General features: G+C 59.5%; 25 protein-coding genes. 23 read left to right on the plus strand and 2 right to left on the minus strand.

Annotation, left to right across the window (positions count from 1 at the left end; genetic code table 11):
• The first annotated feature begins 310 nt into the window (after window positions 1-310).
• From H8F26_RS13730 to H8F26_RS13830, 23 genes are all read left to right on the plus strand, one after another.
• Window positions 311-988, plus strand: coding sequence for a bifunctional 2-polyprenyl-6-hydroxyphenol methylase/3-demethylubiquinol 3-O-methyltransferase UbiG (locus H8F26_RS13730; protein WP_197154788.1), 678 nt, complete (start codon window positions 311-313; stop codon window positions 986-988).
• The gene (locus H8F26_RS13735; RefSeq protein WP_197154790.1) at window positions 985-2307 is read left to right on the plus strand and encodes a glycosyltransferase; all 1323 of its coding nucleotides are present in this window, start codon (window positions 985-987) and stop codon (window positions 2305-2307) included. The genes H8F26_RS13730 and H8F26_RS13735 overlap by 4 nt, the downstream gene beginning before the upstream one ends.
• Window positions 2307-3356, plus strand: a complete 1050-nt coding sequence (galE, locus tag H8F26_RS13740) for a UDP-glucose 4-epimerase GalE (RefSeq protein ID WP_197159214.1) — start codon at window positions 2307-2309, stop codon at window positions 3354-3356. The genes H8F26_RS13735 and galE overlap by 1 nt, the downstream gene beginning before the upstream one ends.
• A 256-nt stretch (window positions 3357-3612) precedes the next feature.
• A complete protein-coding gene (locus H8F26_RS13745; RefSeq protein ID WP_197154792.1) occupies window positions 3613-4266 on the plus strand; it encodes a Uma2 family endonuclease in 654 nt (217 codons plus the stop codon).
• 217 nt (window positions 4267-4483) lie between these two features.
• The gene (locus tag H8F26_RS13750; RefSeq protein WP_197154799.1) at window positions 4484-4711 is read left to right on the plus strand and encodes a type II toxin-antitoxin system Phd/YefM family antitoxin; all 228 of its coding nucleotides are present in this window, start codon (window positions 4484-4486) and stop codon (window positions 4709-4711) included.
• A complete protein-coding gene (locus H8F26_RS13755) occupies window positions 4701-4919 on the plus strand; it encodes a PIN domain-containing protein (RefSeq protein ID WP_197154812.1) in 219 nt (72 codons plus the stop codon). The genes H8F26_RS13750 and H8F26_RS13755 overlap by 11 nt, the downstream gene beginning before the upstream one ends.
• The gene (locus tag H8F26_RS13760; RefSeq protein WP_197154821.1) at window positions 4916-5068 is read left to right on the plus strand and encodes a hypothetical protein; all 153 of its coding nucleotides are present in this window, start codon (window positions 4916-4918) and stop codon (window positions 5066-5068) included. The genes H8F26_RS13755 and H8F26_RS13760 overlap by 4 nt, the downstream gene beginning before the upstream one ends.
• Window positions 5069-5313: 245 nt before the next feature.
• A complete protein-coding gene (locus H8F26_RS13765) occupies window positions 5314-5583 on the plus strand; it encodes a hypothetical protein (RefSeq protein ID WP_370594624.1) in 270 nt (89 codons plus the stop codon).
• A 162-nt stretch (window positions 5584-5745) separates the two neighbouring features.
• Complete coding sequence (locus H8F26_RS13770; RefSeq protein WP_197159368.1) at window positions 5746-6072, plus strand: hypothetical protein; 327 nt, start codon at window positions 5746-5748, stop codon at window positions 6070-6072.
• Window positions 6073-6339: a hypothetical protein gene (locus tag H8F26_RS13775; RefSeq protein WP_197154822.1), complete on the plus strand. Its 267-nt coding sequence runs from the start codon at window positions 6073-6075 to the stop codon at window positions 6337-6339.
• A gap of 371 nt (window positions 6340-6710) precedes the next feature.
• Window positions 6711-7793 carry a glycosyltransferase gene (locus H8F26_RS13780; protein WP_197154824.1) on the plus strand — a complete coding sequence of 361 codons (1083 nt, stop codon included), beginning with the start codon at window positions 6711-6713 and terminating at the stop codon, window positions 7791-7793.
• Window positions 7794-8002: 209 nt separating this feature from the next.
• Window positions 8003-8776, plus strand: a complete 774-nt coding sequence (locus tag H8F26_RS20235) for a DUF5672 family protein (protein ID WP_370594710.1) — start codon at window positions 8003-8005, stop codon at window positions 8774-8776.
• Window positions 8777-9105: 329 nt separating this feature from the next.
• Window positions 9106-9333, plus strand: coding sequence for a DapH/DapD/GlmU-related protein (locus H8F26_RS20240; RefSeq protein WP_197154826.1), 228 nt, complete (start codon window positions 9106-9108; stop codon window positions 9331-9333).
• A gap of 138 nt (window positions 9334-9471) precedes the next feature.
• Window positions 9472-10458: a hypothetical protein gene (locus H8F26_RS13790; protein ID WP_197154828.1), complete on the plus strand. Its 987-nt coding sequence runs from the start codon at window positions 9472-9474 to the stop codon at window positions 10456-10458.
• Between the two features lie 118 nt (window positions 10459-10576).
• Window positions 10577-11467 (plus strand): sulfotransferase, encoded by an 891-nt coding sequence (locus H8F26_RS13795; protein WP_197154830.1) that lies wholly within the window; start codon window positions 10577-10579, stop codon window positions 11465-11467.
• 17 nt (window positions 11468-11484) lie between these two features.
• Window positions 11485-12594 carry a hypothetical protein gene (locus H8F26_RS13800; RefSeq protein WP_197154832.1) on the plus strand — a complete coding sequence of 370 codons (1110 nt, stop codon included), beginning with the start codon at window positions 11485-11487 and terminating at the stop codon, window positions 12592-12594.
• Window positions 12591-13895: a glycosyltransferase gene (locus tag H8F26_RS13805; protein ID WP_197154833.1), complete on the plus strand. Its 1305-nt coding sequence runs from the start codon at window positions 12591-12593 to the stop codon at window positions 13893-13895. The genes H8F26_RS13800 and H8F26_RS13805 overlap by 4 nt, the downstream gene beginning before the upstream one ends.
• Window positions 13892-14584, plus strand: coding sequence for a sulfotransferase (locus H8F26_RS19545; protein WP_231605218.1), 693 nt, complete (start codon window positions 13892-13894; stop codon window positions 14582-14584). Before H8F26_RS13805 ends, H8F26_RS19545 begins: the two co-directional genes overlap by 4 nt.
• A complete protein-coding gene (locus tag H8F26_RS13810; protein WP_231605634.1) occupies window positions 14581-15723 on the plus strand; it encodes a glycosyltransferase in 1143 nt (380 codons plus the stop codon). Before H8F26_RS19545 ends, H8F26_RS13810 begins: the two co-directional genes overlap by 4 nt.
• A complete protein-coding gene (locus H8F26_RS13815; protein ID WP_197154836.1) occupies window positions 15720-16391 on the plus strand; it encodes an FkbM family methyltransferase in 672 nt (223 codons plus the stop codon). The genes H8F26_RS13810 and H8F26_RS13815 overlap by 4 nt, the downstream gene beginning before the upstream one ends.
• A 101-nt stretch (window positions 16392-16492) precedes the next feature.
• The gene (locus H8F26_RS13820) at window positions 16493-17611 is read left to right on the plus strand and encodes a glycosyltransferase (protein ID WP_197154837.1); all 1119 of its coding nucleotides are present in this window, start codon (window positions 16493-16495) and stop codon (window positions 17609-17611) included.
• Entirely contained in the window at window positions 17608-18465 is an 858-nt protein-coding gene (locus H8F26_RS13825) for an FkbM family methyltransferase (protein WP_197154838.1), read from the plus strand. The genes H8F26_RS13820 and H8F26_RS13825 overlap by 4 nt, the downstream gene beginning before the upstream one ends.
• Window positions 18453-19586, plus strand: coding sequence for a glycosyltransferase family 4 protein (locus H8F26_RS13830; RefSeq protein WP_231605219.1), 1134 nt, complete (start codon window positions 18453-18455; stop codon window positions 19584-19586). The genes H8F26_RS13825 and H8F26_RS13830 overlap by 13 nt, the downstream gene beginning before the upstream one ends.
• A 317-nt stretch (window positions 19587-19903) precedes the next feature.
• Here H8F26_RS13830 and H8F26_RS13835 read toward each other — a convergent pair whose 3' ends face one another.
• Both H8F26_RS13835 and H8F26_RS13840 read right to left on the minus strand, forming a co-directional pair.
• On the minus strand, window positions 19904-21040 hold the full coding sequence (locus H8F26_RS13835; protein ID WP_197153730.1) for an IS5 family transposase: 1137 nt from the start codon (window positions 21038-21040) through the stop codon (window positions 19904-19906).
• Between the two features lie 237 nt (window positions 21041-21277).
• Window positions 21278-22414 carry an IS5 family transposase gene (locus H8F26_RS13840; protein ID WP_197154839.1) on the minus strand — a complete coding sequence of 379 codons (1137 nt, stop codon included), beginning with the start codon at window positions 22412-22414 and terminating at the stop codon, window positions 21278-21280.
• Window positions 22415-22462 lie beyond the last annotated feature (48 nt).

Below are 22462 nucleotides of genomic sequence, written 5' to 3' on the forward strand. Positions count from 1 at the left end.
TGTTTTGGCCTTGATTCCCGGCCAATTTCATTCTTTATTCTCAATAATCTCTGCATCATTTCTATTCTACTAACTGCCAATGCAAAAGATTGATTAGCGTGTAATGATTGATCTCGCTACTTATAATCTAACGACAACTGAGCGCAGTGCTGTTGATCAGGTGCTCTCCGAAGTAGGTCTTGATCTTTCTTTGGAGCAGCTCTGGCAGCTGATGGATCAGGCATGGGAACACTGCGGCTGCGAGAACCAAGCCCCTGATCCCGATCGACTGGCTCGGTTTTATAGCGATCCGGTTTGGCTTCTGAACGGAATGTATATCGAGCAGCACGCCGTTTCAATGGAGCACCGCCAGGCGATCACCATTGCCGTGGCGGAACTGAGGCCTCTGAAGGTTGTGGACTTCGGCGGTGGCTTCGGCACTCTGGCTCGTCTGCTTGCCTCTGCACTCCCTCAGTCAGCTATTGAGATCTGCGAGCCCTATCCCCCGCGCCACGGCATCGAGAGTTGCAAGCCGTTTGCGAACATCAGCTTTGTGCCCGAGCTCAACCGCCAGAGTGTCGACGTTCTGGTGAGCACTGATGTACTCGAGCACGTCCAGGATCCAATCGCCTTGCTGGCGGCAATGGTGGATGCGGTGCGTCCTGGCGGGCACCTGCTGATCGCCAACTGCTTCTTCCCCGTGATTGCCTGCCACCTCCCTTGCACCTTTCATCTCCGCTTCAGCTTTAATGCGTTCTGTCGGGCCCTGGGTCTGAAGGTGCTGGGCCCCTGTGAAGGCAGCCACGCCACCATCTATCGCCGCACCCGGGTGCTGGAGCCAAATTGGCGCCGCCTTCGAGCGATGGAGCGCCGCTCGAGGCGGTTGTTTCCCTGGCGGCAGTGGCGGTCGCGCCACCTGAGCCCCTGGGGCCATCGGGTTCGGGTCGCCATTGCACATCCCTTGCACTACCCCCGCAAGCTGCGCAATGCCGTGAGGCCCGCCTGTTGAAGATCCTCCACATCAACGCCTCCGACATCGGCGGCGGTGCAGCTCGCGCCGCTTACCGAATCCACCGCAGCCTGGTGGATCACGGCGCACCTCTTGGGTTGGCGTCGCAGATGCGGGTGATCAGCCAACTCAGCGACGATCCCACCGTGATCGGTGGCCCCCCGCAGGACCAATCAGCGTTCTGGCAACGACTGCACCCCAGGCTGAATCGACAGGCCCGCCGTGGTTTCATCACCGCTAATCCCACGTTTCATTCGATCGGCTGGCCCGCTACCGGCTTAGGCCGAGAACTTCAACAACGCCGCCGATTGGGCCGCGCTGATCTGCTGCATCTCCATTGGCTTGGTGATGGCACCCTCTCGATCGAGGAGATCGGCCGTCTGCCCCAGCCGCTGGTGTGGACCCTGCACGACCAGTGGGCCTTCTGCGGCGCCGAGCACTACACCAGCCCACCGCTGCCGAGCGAAACCGCCAGCAGCGATGAGCGCTTCACCCAGGGATACAGCCCCGCCAGCCGCCCCGTCCATGAGGCTGGTCCCGACCTCAACCGCCGCACCTGGCTGCGCAAGCGCCACGCCTGGTGCCGTCCAGGTCGCCAACCGATCCAGATCGTCTGCCCCAGTACCTGGCTGGCGCACTGCGCCAGCCGCAGCACCCTGATGGGTGAGTGGCCGATCACTGTGGTCCCCAATCCGATCGACCTGAACGTCTGGACCCCTTGCGAGCAGGGCCAGGCGCGGGCGCTGCTGGGCCTGCCCGCTGATCGGCCGCTGGTGTTGTTCGGGGCCATGGGCGGCACCGCCGATCCCCGCAAGGGGGCGGATCTGCTGCTGGAGGCGCTGCAGCGCCTGCGCACCCAGGTGGCGGGCACGCCACTGCAGCAGCTCGAGCTGGTGCTGTTCGGCCAGAGCCGGCCTGTCCAGCCGCCTGATCTCGGTTTCCCCATCCACTACACCGGCCGCCTCCACGACGACCTCAGCCTGCGGCTGCTCTATGCCGCCGCCGATCTGTTCGTGATCCCCTCCCTTCAGGACAACCTGCCCAACACGGGTCTGGAAGCCCACGCCTGCGGCACCCCCGTGGTGGCCTTCCGCACCGGCGGCCTGGTCGACATCGTCGACGAGCACGTCACCGGATCCATGGCCGATCCTTTTGATCCCGCCTCCCTCGCCGCCTCGATCCGCTGGGTGCTGGAGGATCCCCAGCGCCGCCGCCAGCTCGCCGCAGCCGCCAGGGCACGGGCCGAGCGGCTCTGGAATCCGGCGCGGGTGGCGGGGCTCTATGCGGAGCTGTATCGGGAGGTTTTGACGACCCGATGATGCGTGTTCTGGTCACAGGCGGGGCGGGCCTCATCGGCAGCCATGCCGTGAGAGCCCTGCAGCGCGCCGGTTTCGAGCCCGTGGTGCTCGACAACCTGGTGTTTGGCCACCGCCGGATTGTGGAGCAGGTGCTGGGAGTGCCACTGGTGGTGGCGCAGCTGGACGATCGGCAGCAGCTGGACCGGTTGCTGGCCGGGCAGCATCCCGACGCACCTGGTGCCTCGGTGGGGGCTGTGCTGCACTTCGCGGCCTTCGCCTACGTGGGCGAATCGGTGCAGGATCCTGCGCGCTATTACCGCAACAATGTGGCCGGCAGTCTCACCTTGCTGGAGGCGCTGATTGATCCGCGCCACCAGCGATCCGCACCGGGTGCTGCCGCTGGGCCCATGCCGCTGGTGTTCAGTTCCACCTGCGCCACCTATGGCATTCCGGCTGCGGATCAGATCCCTATCCGTGAAACCACGCCCCAGAACCCGATCAATCCCTATGGCCGTAGCAAATGGATGATCGAGCAGCTTCTGGCAGACTTTCACCTGGCTTACGGCCTGCCTGCAACGATCCTGCGCTATTTCAACGCTGCCGGCGCAGACCCCGCCAGCGATCTCGATGAAGACCACACACCCGAAACCCATTTGATTCCGCTGGTGCTCGAGGCCCTGGCCGGCCGCCGCTCCTCCATCTGCATCTACGGATCCGACTACCCCACGCCGGATGGCACCTGCATCCGTGATTACATCCACGTCTGCGATCTGGCTGATGCCCATGTGCTTGCCCTCCAGCAGCTGCAGCGACATGGCGGCCTGCATCACTACAACCTCGGCACCGGCCGTGGCCATTCCGTGCTGGATGTGATCACCACGGCTCGCCGTGTAACCGGCCTGGAGCTGCAGATTGATCAGGCTCCCCGCCGCCCCGGTGATCCACCGGTGCTGGTGGCGTCTGCCGAAAAAGCAGCCGCAGAGCTGGGCTGGCAGCCTCGCTTCCCTGATCTCGCCACCACGATCGAGCACGCCTGGCGGTGGTGCCAGAGGAGTTGCACACGGGTCTGACAGGCCTTTGGCAGCCGCACAGGCTTCCCCATCCACTCCAGCGGCCGCCTGCACGACGACCGCAGCCTGCGGCTGCTCTATGCCGCCGCCGATCTGTTCGTGATCCCCTTCCGCACCGGCGGCCTGGTCGACATCGTCGACGACCGGATCACCCGATCCCTGGCCGAGCGGCTCTGGGATCCGGCGCAGGTGGCGGGGCTGTCAGTACCGCTCTGCGACACCCCCGCTACGCTGAAGCAACAGCAGGCCTGGGGAGATGACCCTCACCACCAGCCCAAGTCACGCCCAAGCCCCCACCGCATCGGCAGCCCCATTCGATGCTCTGGCACCCCTCCGTCTGCCGTTGGATCTGCGCCTCAGCCCGGAGCAATTCGAGTTGGTGTGCTCCGAGAACCGCGAGGCGGTGCTCGAATTGGCCGCGGATGGCCGTGTCATCGCGATGACGCCGACTGGTAGCGAAACCAGTGGACGCAACAGTGAGCTTCTGTTCCAGCTCCACCAATTCGCCAAGGCGAGCGGCGGCTGGAAGGTGTTTGAGAGCTCAGGAGGATTTCGGCTGCCCGATGGTTCTGTCGTCAGCCCTGATGCGTCCTTGATTCGCCTGGAGCGTTGGCAGGCTTTGACGGTCGACGAACGCCGCAGTTTTGCGCCCCTCTGCCCCGATCTGGTGGTTGAGTTGGCGAGCCCGAGTGATGAAGGTCCCCGCGGTCTCACCGCCCTGCGCCGCAAGATGGTCGCCTATCAGGCCAATGGTGCTCGCCTGGGCTGGTTGCTGATTCCCAGCGACCAGGCCGTGGAGGTGTGGCCCGCCAGCGGTGCACCGCAACGCCTCGACGCCACTGACGTGCTCGATGCTGGACCTGCGTTCCCAGGGCTGCAGTTGCAGCTGGCTGAGATCTGGGCGGCGTGAAGCCCACTTGTGCGATCTTTCGCCTGTTTCTGTGCAGCCCGGCGCTGGCCCCCGATGGATCTCAGCGCAGGAGCTGAACCTCCAGGTCCAGCGGCAGCTGGGCCCAGGCTCAGGCAGGCCCGGTCCCCCAGCGACAAGCCCTGCTGCCGCGTCGTCCCCAGCCTGCGCACCCCCTATGTGCTGCAACCGCTAAACTTGCAGCACATAGGGGGTCGGCATGAAGGAGCTCAATGTCCGTGAGATGCGCGCCAGCATCGGCCGCCTGGCGGAGCTGGTGGAAGAGGAGGGGGAATTGGTGATCAGCCGGCGCGGGCAGCCGATCGCTCGAGTGTTGCCGATTGAGCAGCGCCGCCAGGCTCCCAGCCATGCCGACCTACGGGAGCGGATGGCTCGGTTGCAGACCACTTCAGCTGAGCTGATCCGAGAAGAGCGGGATGCTCACTGAGGCGCGCGCTTATCTCGACACTAGTGCTCTGGCCAAGTGGTATCTTAATGAGCCAGGTTCGGAAGCTTTTGTATCGTTTCTGCAGGGCCTGGATTCAGCTGTGATCAGCAGTCTCACGCAGACGGAAATGCGCTCTTTGCTCAGCCGGCGCCGGCGGATGGGAGATCTCTCCGTTGAACTTGAGTCGCTGCTGTTCGCCGCGTTTTGATCGGGCGCTACCCAGAGCAGCCACTGCGCACGCTGGATGCCCTGCATCTCACCCTGGCTGCCCAGGCAGGAATCCCGATGCTGGCCACTGCCGATGCCGTGATGGCCGAGACAGCCAGCCTGATGGGGTTTGCTGTGGAACGGTTCTGAATCCGTTAACCAACAGCCGCTGGCTGGCCGACTGCGTCCGCCGCCGCACCTTGATGGGCGATTGGACGATCACGGTGATCCCCTATCCGCTCGACCTCAACGTGTGAATCCCCTGCAAGCAGGACCAGGCCCGAGCGCGGGTGGCGGGGTTGTTTGGGGAGGTGTATGGGCAGGCGTTGGAGCGGAGCCTTCAGAACCGCTCTGGAACACCCTCGCTACGCTGAAGCCACCGCAGGCCTGGGTCGATGACACGCACCTCCAGCCCAGCCCCAGCCCACGCCGATTCGGCCGCCAGTTTTAATGCCTTGGCGCCCTTGCGCCTCCCCGCCGATCTGCGTCTCACACCGGAGCAGTTCGAACGGGTCTGCGCCGAGAAACGCGAGGCGGTGCTTGAGTTGGCCAAGGATGGTCGTGTCATCGCGATGGCACCGACTGGCAGCTGGAAGGTGTTTGAAAGCCCAGGAGGATTTCGGCTGCCCGATGGCTCGGTCGTCAGTCCAGCTGCCTCCTTGTGACGAGGGACCTTTGGGCATGACTGCGCTGCGGCAAAAGATGGCCGCCTATCAAACCAACGGTGCTCGGCTCGGCTGGCAGCTGCTGCCCCACGAGCAGGCCGTGGTGACATCCGGGCCTGCGACAGCCCCTACGATCACAACAGCCCCTGGCTGCTTTTCGCCATGCCGGCCTTCACCTACGAGCGCGATCTCGACCATCCGGTGCCAGTGGAGGTGGATCAGGCCATCCGCACAGCTGTGGAGCCCCTGCTGCAGAGTCAGGGCCTCGATCACACGCAGGTGATCCCCGGCCTCGACCACGACGGCGATCCCGTGCTGTATGTGGAACTCCAGTTCCGTCTGGTGGAGCCCGGCGTGGATCCCAAGGTGCTGATCCAGGCGGGCCCAGCCGTGCGTCAGGCGCTCTGGGCCATCGGTGAGCGTCGCTTTCCCCATCTGCGCTACGCTTTCCAGCCCAGCCAGCAGGTGCTGGGCACCGAGGACTGGTGAGTGAGCCTCGCCAATGATCTGCTCACCACAGCAGGCCAACTGGCCCAGTTGCATGAGCGCCGGCCCCGCCAGGCCGATCTCAGGCGTGAGCTGAGCACCGCCTACTACGCGTTGTTTCATGGGCTCGCTGAAACGGCTGCCGATCGCCTGGTTGGCGCCACGCCCCGAATTGATGAGGCGAACCAAGCGCTGGCAGCACTGCAGCGTGTGCCGAAAGCCGAGCAGATTGATTTCGTAACTCTTGCCCTGGGGATGACGCGCGGCTAACGGAGATGGCTTTCATCACCAGCTCAGACCAACCCCCCACATCATCGGCGGCCTACTTTTGGAAGCCGGGCTGGAGTTCCCCGGGCTCCGGCTGGAGCTTGCGGAGATCTGGGCGGGGTGACTGCCGTTTGACTGCCTCCCTGGCCGACTCCATCGGCCGGGAGCGACGATCCAGCCCGCGCGGAGCGGCTCTGATATCCGGCGACCATCATGGGCTTGGTCGCAGACTTTGATTGACAAGCTCGTGCTGCGCCTGACACCTCCAACTGACAACTCCAACAACCCCTCCGCTTCCTGAAGGCCTGACTCACGCCTATCGCCTCCTTTACATCGGCGATGTGCCGATCCGACCAGACCAGTCCGGGGGCTCCGTGGTGCTCTGGCGCCACCAGCAATTGTTCCGTTGTGGCTCCATCACTTCTGCTGATCCGCAGCTTGGCCGCAAGCCTGGCCTGGGGATGCGGGTGTGGAATCTTTTGCGGCGATTGCGCCTGGGCCGGGTGGGCTTGATCCTCCAGCCATGGTTGTGGCAACGCGATCTGAGCTTCAGCGCGGGAGAGCTATGCCTCCTGCGTCAGCAAGCCGATGCCATTCTCACCGTGGCGCACGGGCTGGGCTGGCTCCAGGCGATGGCTGCCGCCAATGCGACTGGCCTGCCACTGATCACCGTGGTGCACGACTGGTATCCCGATGCCAGTGGCTGCCCGCGCTGGGGCCTGTGGATCTGGGAGCGCAGCTTCCGCTGGCTGATGCGCTCCAGCGCCCTGGTGTTTGCCGTGTCTGAAGGGATGGCTCGCCAGATCGGCCCCCATCCCAACCTGCAGGTGCTTCCACCGATTCCTGATCCGGCTCTGCAGCCCAGTCCACCGCGACAGCCCCACAGCGGGCCTTGGCAGCTCTACTACTCCGGCCTTTGCGGGGGCTTCTATAAGCCGCTTCTGCAACAGCTGATTGATGCAGTGGCCGCCGATCCGCGCTTTGGCTTGCATCTCTCCGGCCCTGGATCAGAAGGCCTGCGCTGGTCTGATGGCAATAGCCGCCTCCGCCGCTCCGGGTTTCTGCATGGACCGGCCTGGCAACAGGCGTTTGATGAAGCTGATGCCCTGGTGCTGGTGTTGAGTTTCGAGCGCCGTCACCGCCGCCATCTGGCTACCCACTTCCCCAGCAAGCTGGTGGAATACGCCAACCGCGGTCGACCGATCCTGATCTGGGGTCCGCCGTGGAGTAGTGCTGTGCAATGGGCGATAGATCAATCTGGGGTGTTGTGTCACACCACCCATTTAGCGCCGCAGTTTCTCGAGGCCGCTGATGTCAGCTTGCAGCTCCTTGACGTCGATACCCCGATGGCCTCAGGCCTCAGTGCTGAGTACATCTCCGCACTGTTCAACGAGACTTTGCATTTCATGATGGTCGATCACGCCAGGCTCATTCCCCAAGGTCACCCATCACCATGAGTGCCGTCGATACGGCTACGGTCTGGATCCCCGTCTACAAAACGTCGCTTGATCTCCAAGAACTTCTGTCCATTTAGCAGACTATCAAAATGCCGTCAGGTCGTTATCGCTGCGTCATTGCTGGCAAGCGAAGCCACTAGAATTTTCTGTTTACTCTTGCGCGCAGGCTGGGCAGCGTCGGCGTCTTCTTGATGCCCGATCGCGTTTTTATGTCTGTAAGGAGCTATTGCGATCTTCTGCTGTCACCACGATTTTATGACTTATTTGAGAGCTCTCAAATTCTGATAGCTCAGCTTGATGCTTGGATGCTCACGGATAACCTTCAATCGTTCTTTGGATTTGACTATATTGCGCCGAGGTTTTTTCCATCTCCTCGGCAGCCAACAATGAAGTTCACACGATGCATCGGCGTTGGTGTCGGTGGATTGTCCCTGAGGCGATGCAGTGCCCATCAGATTGCATTGAAGAAAGGCCTGCGTGGCCACGAATCCAACTTCCGCCGAGCCCGTTTAGCACGATATAGCCTATCTGAGAGGGTGAGAATGCGTTGCCGACAGCTGCTCGCCCGAGCAGTGAACACATTCTCCTCATTCCCCTCTGCTGTGCCAGGTCTAGCCGCTCTGGGTTGTAATGAAGATTGGATTCTTGGCATCTACTGTCATAACCGTATGCATGTTGCCTCCAGGGTCGAAGCTCTAAGATTTGGCATTGATGGCTATTTGCCGAGCAGCTCCAGGAGCTTGACTGCTCAGCACCATTTGGGTTGCATGGATGGTATCGCGATCAGATTGGCCTTGCAGAGTGCCTGCCATTGCTTTCGTCAACCCTCTTTATGGAGGGGCTATTCGAATTCCTTGAAGATTATGATTTCTACTTTAAGGAGGGGAACAAGGACAACATTCTTTCTGCTATTGTCGAGAAGAGTGGTGCAGATTAAGTGCGAAGGACGCGGTGGCAAATCCGCCTTTATAGAGCCTTGCTGATGGCACCAATTAGGAAATTTCTCAAGGCATGCCAGTTCGCGGCCTGGAGCTGGCCCATATCAGCGCTGCCCTCCTATCGTCTGCGTCGTTGGTATCTTGTGTACGTTCTCCGTTACCGCATCGCTCCAAATGCCGCTATACATAGTGGCTGTTGGGTGACCGGCTTCAGGCTCTCCGTTGGAGCGCATAGCGTGATCAACCGAAACTGTCGGCTTGATGCGCGTGGTGGGCTTACGATTGGCTCTAATGTAAGCATCTCGCCAGAGTGCTATCTGATCACTGCCAGCCATGATCCCCATAGCCCCAGTTTCGCGGGTGCCAGTAAATCCATGGCAGTCACCATTGAAGATTATGCTTGGTTGGGGGTTAGGGTTGTGGTGCTACCGGGAATAACGATCGGCCGTGGCGCGGTTGTGGGTGCTGGTTCCGTCGTCAGTCGAGACGTGCCGTCGATGGCGATCGTGGCGGGAAATCCTGCTCGATTGATCCGAAATCGCCACTGCGATCTCCGATACACTCTGAACTGGGAGCCTTTATTCAATACAGACATCTACTGAAAGTTCTTCCCTAGATGATCATTCTTTCTTATTGACTGGTTCTGATAGAGTGATAGCTAACGTGAGATTGTCATGGCAAAATCTTTAGTTCTTCGATTGGCATTGTTCTATCAATGGCTTAACCGTCTTATTAATTCCATGGCTTTGCAGTTGAAGCTTTGGAATTGCATCAAGCATGATGGCTCGAGAGTGTTGGTAGCGATGCCAGGGTGCTGCCATATGGCGATAGCATCAACTGAATTCTTAAAAAGTTCAGATCCTGGCTGCAATGTATATGTAATCTTAAATGGCGTTACGGCTTGGGAGGCTAAGCAGTTTAAGCAATCTATGACTGCACATAATGTTCGCGTAATACAGCTTCAAGCCTGGCCTGGGCTAAATGGAGCGCCCCTTCCGCATTGCAAAGTTCTAAATATATTGATCATGTCATGCTCTTGTGTTTTTTGGGCTGTTGATCACGATTGCTTTGTCTTAAATAATGCTCTGCTTCTTCAGACCGAGCGGCAGCTTTTGCATGGAAGGAATGTTGCCGCCTCACTATTCTCAAGTCCGACAAGTATAAATCATGTAAATAAGCCTCACACTTTTCTTGTTTGCATTAATCCACCTTTGATGCGTAAGGTATTTTCGAAGTATCATATCAGCGCGTGCCCTACGCAATGGGCTACCCTTTCCTCGGAAGCGCGTAAATGTTTATTGTCTTTAGGTTTTAGCGAGGATATGAAGCCTGAACCTAGGGCTGGATGCTGGGCAGACACCCTTGCCACGGCTGCATTGCTAGCGTATCAAGAAGGTACCCCCTACTATTTCCCAAGGTCTTATCCTCCTGGCTTTCACCTAAATCAAGTGGCGATTCATTTTGGAAATACTTCTAATCCCGAATTCAGCCCCCTTCCAGCTCCTTATGATGATCAAGCTCTGGCAAGAGTAAGATATTCAAGAATTGGAGCGTATGCATGGAGAATGCTCCTTGAAAGACCTTCCTGCTTTGGATTTAAGGAAAAATACCTCTCTCGAAGACCCGACTTGTCCGACCAGGAAAAGTTAGAATGTGGTCTTCGTGATGCCAAAGTTCCTCAAAGTCTGATTTCTGATATTAAATCCTTGATTTCATCAAGACTTTAGGCCTTGAAATTATTATATGCAACTTTTTGTCTGGATGCCTGACTGATAACTCCCTTGCTATGCATGCAAGGCATCATAGATGATCTCCGTGTGACCCTTGTCTTGTTAACTTCCTCCCATGACTCATCAATATCGCAATCTAATCATAGTTGGCTCTCAAAAGTGCGCTACAACCACGCTATACTATCAACTCGTCCAGCATCCTTCAATTGTTGGTGCTCGTCGACGCGATGACTCCATCGAAGCCAATTTAAAAGAAACAAATTATCTTTGCCATCCAGGTGCTAGACTTGATGGTTACTTAAGGATCTTTGACTCTGCTTTTGCCGCACGCCCCAAGGCATTTATCACCCTAGATGCTTCGTCAAGTTATTCAATGTGGCCGAAGAAACAGCCAATCTGCTCTTTAGTGCAAGACAGGCTAGCTGATCCACAGTTTGTCTTTATCTTTCGAGATCCGGTGGATCGCTTTGAGTCCGCCATCAATTATGTTGGAGGATTGCGGCAGTCTTTTATGAATGCCAGTCTTGATCAAATCCTAGATCATCCAGTTGGCTTTCAGGCCATGTTGACGTCTAATTACGTGCTTCAGCTGATGCCATATCATCGGCAGTTCAGGAAAGGAAGGCTAGCGTTGGTAAATTACAAAGACCTTGTTGAATCTAGTGTCTCAGTGGTTTCACGTATCTGTTCCTTGATGAACATCAGCATGGATGGATATTCAACGGTTGATCAAAGGATGCATGCGAATAAGACGGCTCAAGATGTGTCTTCCTTTCCTTTGCTTGCCATTGTTCCTCCTTCACTGAAGAGGAGTTTGACCTCTGTGATTTCCCCTAGTTTAAAAGCTTTACTACTTTCGAGCCTGTCTAGAATTGGGATGTCGGAACCCATTCCCAAGCGTCTACTTACGGCAGATGAAAGATTAAGGCTTTATTCTAAGTTTTCTTATATTACATATTTGCTGCATGAAGAATACGATATTTCTGTCTCTTGGCCTGATTCTTAAGGCTTTGCTATGCAAGGATGGTTGGTGTGAATCTAATTGCTGTTAGGGAAAATGTCTCTTGGCTGGTGTCGTTGATCTGCGTTGATTCTTCTCGAGCTTCTGGAGCCTGTCACCGCTCAATGCAAATACGGAATCTGCTGGAGAATGCTGGTTGGCAGTTGCAGCCGATTCAATCGCCTCCTCCTCCAGCCAGCAGGCTCATCACTTTGGGTGTGGGTCTTGCAGCTGCTCTGCGCCATGGCCCTTTGCAGCCTTTTGGTGTGGAGAGTTTGCGCAGTCAGGGTCATGCATCACATCGGGTTGCTCAGCTCCACAAGTGCTTTCCTCTGCTCAAGGGCGTGATCCAGGAGGGCACTGGCTATGGCTCGCTAGCCACCGTTGCCGAGTGGCGTAGCCGTGGGTTAACCACAGTGTTGGTACCAGCAAACATCGAGTCTCTAGCACCCAATTTCAACGCATGGGCACATCGAGGCCGGCAGGTGCAGCATCGTTTTGCTGATGAACGCCGCTGGTGGGCCATGGCAGATTTCATCTTCACCATTTCATTTGAGGAGGCTTGGTGGCTGCGTTTGCATGGAATCCAAGCAGAGGTGCTGCCATATTTCCCTGCGCCAAGTCACCAACAGTTCCTAGAGACCATCCGCAAAGAGCGGAATCCCGATCCGAACCTTGGTTTTCTCTGGCTTGCTGATTTTAGAAACCCAGCAAACCTAGCGGGAGTCAGTGCATTGGTTTCTTATCTGTACCAGGCAGGAGCTCCGCCCTATCCAGTTCAAGTAGTGGGTCGCGGGAGTGAACACTTGAATGAATGTATTCCGCCGGATTTTATTGATTCATTCAATTTTCGTGGCGAAGTATCCCACTCAGATCTTGCAGAATTGCAATGCCGCTGTATTGCACAGTTGATCGTACACCCGCCCACATCCGGGCGCCTCACGCGTGTGGTGGATTCAGCCTTGGCAGGCATCCCAGTTGTGGGTAACACCATGGCGCTCAAGGGGGATCAACTGCTGTTTCAAGACAACTGGCTGATCAACCGCAGCTGGCCACTCCACCCGCGGGTGATTGGCCAACCTCTACCGCCTAAGGCCGCTGAAGCTGCATTCCTGGCGACTTTGGAACGTTGACTCGTATCCTCCATCTCTCCAACGACCTCTACCCCCGTGTCACCGGCGGCACCGAAATCTTTGTGCACCAGCTGGTCGAAGCCCAGCAACAGCTGGAGCCCAGTGCCCAGGTGATCTGGGCCGCCCATGAGGGCCGCCTCTATTTGCCCGACCATGCCCCTCAGACCCCGCTCGCCAGCCACCAGCGCCTGCTGCAACCGATCACCAGTGGCAACCGTCGCGATCAGGTGGCTGCCAGAGCCGCCTCCATTCCAGGCTTCGGCGACCTGCTGGCGGAGTTTCGGCCTGAGGTGGTGCACCTCCATTCCTTCAGCGAACGCTGCGGCCTCAGCCATGCGCGGGCCGTCAAGGCCTCCGGTGCACGTCTGGTGGTCACGGTGCATGCTCCGGGGTTCAGTTGCATCAAGGGCAACCTGATCGATGCCAGCGGCTCCACTTGCGATGGCGTGCTGCGCGAGCGGCGCTGCAGCCGTTGCCGTCTGCACAACGGTGGCCTGCCCCGCTGGCTGGCTGGTGTTGTGGCACTGCAACAGGGATGGCCGTTCAGCAGCGAAAGCCCCGGCGCCCTGGCCCATGTGCTCACGGCCCGCCAGCTCACTGCTGCGTTCCAGGCAGCCTGGCTGGAACTTGCCGAGCTGGCTGATGCCATCCATGTGCTGGCGGCCTGGAGCCGCGATGTGTTGCTGCGCCAGGGCATTCCGGCCGAGAAGGTGCACCTGATCCGCACGGCCGGCCCGCCACCGCTGCCACCGCGCCAGCGCACCCCCATGCAAGACGGGGTGTTGCGGCTGGTGTACTGGGGCCGCTGCCATCCGGTGAAGGGTCTGCATCTGGTGATCGACGCGATCCAGAGCCTGCCGCCGGAGGCACCGATCAAGTTCGACTGCTACGGCCCCTACTGGGATTGCGCCTACGGCCAGCAGCTGCTGGCCCGCATCGCTGGCGACCAACGTTTCCGCGTGCTCGGCAACTTGCCCAAAAGCCAGCTGCTGCCCTGTCTGCAGAGCTACGACCTGGCCGTGGTGCCCTCCACCTGGCTGGAAACCGGACCGCTCACGGTGCTTGAGGCATTCGCCGCCGAGCTGCCGGTGGCCGGCAGTGATTTGGGGGGGATTCGGGAGTTGTTGGAGGGGGTGGAGGGGTGCGAGCTGTTGCCGCTCAATGCCACGGCCTGGGCTACTCACTTTCAGGTCTTGTTAGCTGACCCAGGCCAGCTGGTCTTGCCCATTCGCAAGCCCCACCGCTTTGTCGATCTGGCGGTTGAACTTTCCGCAACGGCCTACCTCGCCTTCCCTTCATGACACCGCCCGATCAATTGATCTTTTGCATTGGTCTCAACAAGACCGGCACCACCAGTCTGTTGCATTCATTCTTGCGTCTAGGGATTCGTACCTGTGATGGCCTGGCAGATCGGGTAGAGCGTGAACTATTTCCAGCTGTGCCGAACAAGGCGGCGTTAGTCGAAACACACTACGCCGATTACGTCGCCTTCGAGGATGTGCCCTGGCCCGCGCTCTTTCGGGATCTCTACCATCGCTACCCGCAAGCTCGGTTTATCCACACCACGCGCAATCCCGAGGCCTGGCTCAAGAGTGTGATTGCCCATTTCGGCGCGTTGCACGATCCCGTACATGCCTGGATCTTTGGCTCCGCCTGTCCTGTAGGTCACGACCAACAATGGCTGGAGGTGTTCGAACGCCACAACGAGGCGGTCCAGGAGTTCTTCACCGCCCAGCCTTCTGCTTGCTATCTGCATCTCAAGATTGACGACGGTACGCCCGCTGAGGCTGTCTCCAGCCGTCTCCGTTCCTTTCTCGGCTATCCCGAATGTCCATCCATCTGGGGGCAGGTGAATTCGCTGGTGCAACGTCGATCGCCCAAAGCCCTGGCTGTCAGCCTGGCGCGTTCGCTCAAATACCGGCTCCTCGGCAAACGCTCTATTCGCCTGTTTGGGATCACCTTGACCAACGCCTTCACGCACCTGATGTGACCTCACGCCCTCTGCTGATCGTCCTCACCTCCCTCGCCGCCGAAGGCTGCCCCCAGCTCGCCCTGCAGCTGGCCCGCAACTGGCAGCAGCAGGGGCTGTCGGTGGAGCTGCTCTGTTTGCAAGATCAGCCCACCGACTTACGACCGGAGTTTGAGGCGCTTGGCATCCCGATTCACAACTTCGAACTTGGCAGTAGCCTCCTCCGCTACCCGCGCCTGACCTGGCTGAGCTACCGGCTCTGCCGCCGTTTGCGGCCCCAGGCTGTGCTCAGCTTTCCACTGGGCTGGCATTCCTGCATCGCCATCGGCGCCCGAGCGGCTGGGGTGCGGCGCGTGTGTGCCCATGTGGGCAACCTGCCGCCGGTGTGGACCGGCAGTGCTTTTGCCAAGTTCAAGCTGCTGGTGCAGCTGGGGCGGCCGTTCACTGATCGGCTGTTCTGCTGCTCTCACTACATTCGCGCCGCCACCGTGCGCGATTTCGGCGTGTCGCAACGCGAAACCCGCACCGTCTACAATGCCTGCGATCTGGAGCGTTTTGCCGTCGTACAACAGACAGCCAACAACTCCCAGCTGCCGCGGCTGGGAGTTGTTGGGCGACTCGATGACAATCGCGACTACCCCACACTTATCCGTGCCGTTGCGATCTTGCAAGTTCAGGGCATTTGCGTTTCGGTGCAGATCATCGGTGAAGGCCGTGGACGGCCCCTGCTGGAAGCCTTGATCTCAAGGTTGAATCTTTCAGATCAGGTCCATCTGCTTGGCATGCGTCGTGACATCCCCCTACTGCTAAGCCAGTTGGACATCTTTGTCTGGCCGGCTTTTCACCTTGAAGGCTTCGGCATCGCCCTTGCTGAAGCCATGGCTGCCGGCGTGCCGATCGTGGCCACCGATGTGGGTGCCTGCCGTGAGGTGCTGGACGATGGCCGCTGCGGCCTGCTCGTAAAGCCCAACAGTGCCGAAGCTCTGGCCGATGGCATTCGTCAGGTGCTGGCGGCTCCTGAGGCTGCCCGGCAGCGATCGGCGTCGGCGCGGCAGCGGGCCCTGCGACTCTTCAGCGTGGCGGCGATGGCGCAGGCCTACGGCGAGGAGTTGGGGATGTTTGATGCCTTCATGCACCGGGCAATGCCGGAAACACCATGACCTTCAACCCCCGCTACGCCTGGCTGGCGGCCAGGTTGAGACTGCCCCATCTACCCTCCCCCATGGCCAGTTTCGGGGGTGTGACATTCTCAGTGGAGCCTGAGCACTACCAGCTTCGGGGTGTGCTGAAACAGTTGGCGATTCAGCCGGTACTTGCGAGGTTGCTGGCTCTCTGCGATCAGGAAACCCTCTTTGTGGATATTGGCGCCAACATTGGGCTTTTTTCGCTACTGATCGCCTCCCAAACCGGCGCCAAGGTTCTGGCCTTTGAGCCCGTGCGCAGCACCTTTCAGGCACTGGTACGTAATTGCAGTCACAATCGCCACCTCAATGTCGCACCACTCAATCTTGCACTGGGAAGCGCTAGCACAGCCGTTGAGATCACTGCCTTGCCAGGCAGTGGCATCAATCAGGTAGTGTCTGCGCGTGAGCGCCAAGGAGTGCCGCGACAGTGGGCTCCGCAGCTCTTGCTTGACCAGCTTCTGATCGAATATCTCATTAACCTAAACCACAAGACTGTTATCAAGATCGATGTGGAGAGATATGAATTTGAGGTGCTTGAAGGGGCGCGACAGATTCTCTCCGCCAACCTACCCATCGCTCTCTGCGTTGAAATTGATCCAGGCGATCGGAAACGCCTTGAAGACAGGCTAAGGCCTGTTTTCTAGGAGATTTTGCCATTTCCCGATTCAATGCTTCCAGTGATGCAGGAAGAGGATCGCACGAATCTGTATTTTGCTAATGAGCTCTTTCTAGCCCAATGGGCTCGATGACGCTTCCCATAAGGGTTCACGTACTGGCGAGCCTGGGTGAAGGGGGTAATGAAACGCTGGCTCGGGAGTTGATCCGTTTCTGGCCGGAGCCCGCGCACCATGTGGTGGGCGTGATTGGCGACAGCGACGGGCCGATGCGACCTGAGTTCCAGGCCTTGGCCGCTGTTGAGGCGTTACCGATGGGCTGGCCACCTTTCCCCTCCAGGCTGTGGCAGCTTTGGCGTTGGCTGGGGCACCATCGCCCCCAATCGCTTGTTTCTTACACCTTCAATATCCAGGCCTTACCCCTGTGTTGCCTGGCGCGCTGGTGTGGTGTTCCCGCTGTGGTGATGCGAGTCGGTAATCCACCGCCGCCTGCAGGGCGACAACGCAAGCGCTGGCGTTTGCTGACTCGTCTTTGCCGCTGGGCCGGTATTCCCCTTGTGAGCTGCTCGGCAGCAGTACATGCCCAGATGGCTCAGTTGGAGCCACTGCCCAAAGGGAGCAGGCCGTTGCTGAACGGCTGCGACACCGCCGCCATTGCCGGGCGCGCTGCTGCCGCCCGCGCCCGGCGCCCCCCTGGCGATTCCCTCCGGGTGTTGATGGTTGCCCGGCTGGATCCGATCAAGGATCAGGCGACCCTGATCCGGGCCTTTGCAGCAGTCCGTCAGCCCGGCTGGCAATTGCAGCTGGTGGGTGATGGTTCGGAGCGCGCCCGGCTAGAGGCTCTGGCTGCTGAACTTGGCCTGGATCCTGCCGGCGTGTTTCTTGGCCGCCGCGCCGACATTCCCGATCTGCTCGGCCAGGCCGATCTGTTTGCCTTCTCCACGACCGCCGCAGAAGGTTTCGGAATAGCCTTGATTGAAGCCATGGCTGCCGGCCTGCCGGTGATCGCCAGTGATGTGCCGGCCTGCCGTGAGGTTTTGCTGGATGGTGTAGGAGGAGTTTTACTCGAGCAGGGCGACCCAATCAAATGGGCAGTTTTCTTGGAATCACTTTTTATATCAGAGACCAGTCGGCTCGCATTGGGAAGGAATGCCGCACTTCATTCCCAGATCTATGATGCCAAATTAATTGCAGCCAGCTGGCATAAGTTGTTGACCCTAACATTTTCCCTCCCTTTTTCTTCATCATGAACAGCGTTAAATTAGCCCTACAAAGGCTGCTTTCTTTTGCTGGTGATGAGCGTCCCCTTGCCTTTGCGCGATTTATCAGAAAGTTGCCCGCCCTTTGGCGAGAAGAACGCTGCTCGCTTCAGCATGCGAAGGAGCCATGGGAGCCCAATCGTCTATACATTGATGGCGGCGATAAATTCTATCCTGTTTTCTTGCCAGATGACTTTTCGGAAAATCATGGAAGTGTATTGAGGACGTATAATGTATTCAGAAATTTCGCAAACTCGTGGATAGCTCGCGATGAGGTTAGCAACTTTATGAGATTCGCCCGGGCCGCTCGACGTTTTGCCGACGTTGGGTCTGCTGAGGGCTTTTACAGTGCACTCTTCGCTTCGATGCACGGGGTCGATGCCGAAATTCTGTCGATTGACTGCGGCAGCTGGGCAGGGTGCAACCCTTATCACTCCAAGGTTGTTCGCGAGATAAATTACAACGCTTTCCGCCCTTGTCGGTGGGATACGCTGCAGGCTTTTGTAACGGATAATCGCCGGCGGCCTCCCGAATTTAGCCTGCCCGCAAATACCCACATATCCACACTTGTTGATCTTTTAACCGACGCAAACTTCAGGCCTGATCTACTCAAGCTCGATATCGAGTCAGGCGAGTATGAAGTAATATTTGACTCGCTTGATTTCCTCAGGGATGCAAGACCCACGCTGATCATCGAGGTTCATAATCCAATGCTTCGTGAGCGAGGTCTCAGCTTTAAGCCGGTATTAGCAGAACTTCGGAGAATTGGTTATAGCGTGGCAGCATGTGATCGAAATGATTACCTAACAGAACACTGCCACCTGATTCTTCAGTGCCCGATCTGAGCCGTCACCTCCTCTGCTGCGGCGACGCCACCGATCTGGCTACTTGGAGCAGCATCCCCTATTTCCTGCTCCAGGCCGGGCAGCGCCAGGGCATCTTGCAGGGTGGACTTCGGTTGGATCCGCTGCGCCTTCGCTGGCGGCGTCAGCACTTGAACCTGGCCCAGCTGTTGCGCCAAGGCAAGCCCGGTGGCTTTCAATACAGCCGCACCTTCGTCAGTGCCCTGCTCAAGCAGGCTCAGCTGCCGGCCGATCAGCCGTTGAATCTGCTCAGTCATTTCCCATTACTGCCCGCCGCGGACTGGCCCGCTGCCTGGCGCGTTGATTTCTACATCGATGCCACCACCCGCCAGGTGTTCAACGATTACGGCAGTGGCGAGCGATTGGCACCTGCTTATCGCCAGCAGGTGCTGGAGCGCGAACGGCAGGCCTACGGCCAGGCGGGAGCCGTGATCTGCATGGCCCAGTGGGCCGCCGATTCGGTGATCCGTGATTACGGCATCGACCCCGCCAAGGTGCACGTGGTGCCGGGCGGCGCCAACCTCGATGAGACGCAGGTGGCAGGTCTACCAACCGCAAATCCGCCGCCCCCTCCGTCTCGGGACAAACCCCTGCGCCTCGGCTTCCTTGGCAAGGAGTGGCAGCGCAAGGGCGGCCCCTTTCTGCTGGAGCTGGCCGATGCCCTGCAGCAGCGCGGCATCCCCACCGTGATCCGCGCCATCGGCCCCGATCCCGCCAGTCTCCCTTCCCATCCATCCCTGCAGCCTCTCGGCTTCATCCACAAGCAGACCGATACCGCCCGTTTTGTGGCCGAGCTGCAGAGCTGGTACTTCGGCACCCTGTTTTCCGAAGCCGAAGCGTTTGGCATCTCCAACCGCGAATGCCTGCGCCTAGGGGTGCCCGTCCTGGCCCATGCCGCCGGCGGCATTGCTTCCACCCTGCCGGATAATGGCTGCGGCCAGCTGTTTGCCGCCCACCCCGGTGCCGACGAGGTGGCCGACTGGATAGCTGCGCGGCTCAGCTCTTACGCGGGCTATCTGCAGTGGCGGGCCGCCTTGGCACCCCGCTGGCGTGAGTTCACCTGGGACGCGGCGGTGCGGCAGCTGGCGGCGATTCTGGGGTGATCAGCCGCAACCTTTGCCTCTGCAGAGCGACACGATCGCGTCGGTGCTCAGGCCGGCACGGGGCCGGTAGGCGCGCAGCCTGGCATCGGACTCTGAACAGAATCATTGATGCGGCGACCAGCGATGGTTTACCCCTCTTAGGAGTTTGCTGAAAAACCAACCCACGAGCCAGTTTTCCACAGGCATCAGTGGATTTCCGGCTCAAAAAGACGGATCGGCGGCTATCAGAGCCGCAAACAGCCCGATTTCGGCATCGTTGGCCTCTCTGCAAGGCATTGGTTGAGGCCTATTGGGCACACCTCTGGACAACGGGCTGTTCATGCCGCCTCCATCGCGGGCTTGAGCAGGTTGCCCAGGCGGATCAGGTTGTAGGCGATCACATGCAGGCCAAACACGGCGCCGACCTTCTCGGTACCGCGCAGTTTGAACTGGCGCAGCCCTCCGAACGCCTTGATCCAACCAAACACCTTTTCGATCCCCCGGCGGGCGTTGATCGATTTGGAGTAGCCCACGTGACGGGTGGTGCGGCCATCAATGGCTGAGCCACCGCTGCGGGCCGTGTTCTGGGCCACGTGGGGCGTGACACCGATCCGCCGCATCTCAGCGACAAACCCTTTGGTGTCGTAGTTCTTGTCGGCGCCGACGGTCTTCTGGTGGGCACCGGTGAGGTCTGCTGCCATCTCTTTGGCGGCATCCCGCTCACCGGTGCCCGTGGCCTGGGTGACGCGGCAATCGACGATCAGGTCGTGGCGGTTGTCCATGAGGACATGGCCCCGATAGCTCAGCTGCGCTGGATGGGCATTCGATTTCCGGGCCAGCCGTGCCTCAGGATCGGTGCTGGAGCGGTGGGTCTCGTTGCTGAGCTTGATGCCGCGAAAGTCCCCTTTGGCGCGCTTCTTTCCCTCTTTGGGAGCACCGAATCCTTCGCCAGGACCTGTGGGCGGAGGCGGAGGATCCTCCTGGCCATCGATCCGCTCCAAGGAAGCGTGTGACGCCCAGGCCTGGAGCAACGTGCCGTCCACCGAAAAGTGCTCGTCACTGAGCAGCGGTTTGACCTCGGGTGCTCCCATCAGCTTCTCCAGGAACAGCCCCATGACGTCGTCAGTGAGGAGCCGATCACGATTCTTGGTGAATGTGGTCGGATGCCAGATCGCATCGTCAGGGCTCAAGCCCACAAACCAGCGGAACAGCAGGTTGTAGTGGACCTGCTCCAGCAGCAGCCTCTCGGAGCGGATGCCGTAGAACGCCTGCAACAACGAGGCCAGCAGCAGCTGCTCTGGCGGCACCGATGGTCTCCCTTCTGAGGCATACAACCTGCAGAAGGTGGGATTGAGTCGATCGAGGGCCTGATCCGCCAGCTTGCGAATCCGCCTGAGTGGATGGCTGGTCGGGATCCGCTCCTCGATCGAGACGTAGGAGAACAAGGAGCCGCTGCGCTCCTGCTGACCTCGCATCAAACCTGGGGCAGTTGCCCTATTTTCGCAGAGGCGGCGGGGTTTTTCAGCAAACTCTTAGGAGTTTGCGGAAAAACCAGCTGAGACGTCGCGTTTTCCCCTCCTGAGAGCTGTTGCAGCTCATTTCGGTCTGGTTTTCAGGGTTTCAGCGGTTCAGAGCACGCGTTTCGGTGTGTTTGGCCCCTCTGGGGCACCCTGATCACTGCCGTCTGGGCACACTTCTCGGCAACCACCTGTTCACGCCGCCGCCATCGCCGGTTTGAGCAGGTTGCCCAGGCGGATCAGGTTGTAGGCGATCACATTCAGGCCGAACACCGCACTCACCTTCTCGGTGCCGCGCAGCTTGAACTGGCGCAGACCTCCCCACTGTTTGATCCAGCCAAACACCTTCTCGATGCCGCGGCGGGCATGGATCGACTTGGCGTAGCCCACGTGGCGGGTGGTGCGGCCATCGATGGCGGAACCACCAGGGCGGCTGGTGTTCTGAGCGACATGCGGTGTCACGGCGATGCGGCGCATCTCGGCGACAAAGCCCTTGGTGTCGTAGTGCTTGTCGGCGCCGATGGTCTTCTGGTGGGCACCGGGGACGGCAGCCGCCATCGCTTTGGCGGCATCCCTCTCCCCGGTGCCCGTCGCTTGTGTGACGCGGCATTCGACGATCAGGGCATGGCGGTTGTCCATGAGCACGTGCCCCCGGTAGCTGGGGAGTGCGGGGTGGGCCTTGGACTTCCGGCACAGCAGCGCGTCTGGATCGACGCTGGAGCGATGGGTCTTGTTGCTGAGCTTGATGCCGCGGAAATCCCCTTTCGCTCGCTTCTTGCCGAGCTTTGGAGCGCCAAAACCCTCGCCAGGGCCTGACGGCGGTGGCGGCGGATCGTCCTGCCCATCGATCCGCTCCAGCGAGGCATGGGAGGCCCAGGCCTGCAGCAAGGTGCCATCCACCGAGAAGTGCTCGTCACTGAGCAGCGGCTTGACCTCCGGAGCACCCATCAGCTTCTCCAGGAACTTCCCCATCACCTGCTCGTTCAGCAGCCGCTCCCGGTTTTTTGTGAATGTGGTGGGATGCCAGATCGGATCATCCGGGCTCAGCCCCACAAACCAGCGGAACAGCAGGTTGTAGTGGAGCTGCTCGAGCAGCAACCGCTCCGAGCGGATGCCGTAGAACGCCTGCAGCAACGAGGCCAGCAGCAGTTGCTCCGGCGGCACTGATGGCCGGCCTTCTGCGGCGTACAGATCACAGAAGGTGGGATTGAGGCGATCGAGGGCCTGATCGGCCAGCTTGCGGATCCGCCGCAGCGGATGGCCGGCCGGGATCCGATCCTCAATCGACACGTAGGAGAACAGGGAGCCGCTGCGCTCCCGTTGACCTCGCATCTGGGCTGGGCAACTGGCCCATTTTCGCAGAGATGGCCGGGTTTTTCA

It is taken from the genome of Synechococcus sp. CBW1006 (genome assembly GCF_015840525.1).
Classification (GTDB): Bacteria; Cyanobacteriota; Cyanobacteriia; order PCC-6307; family Cyanobiaceae; genus CBW1002.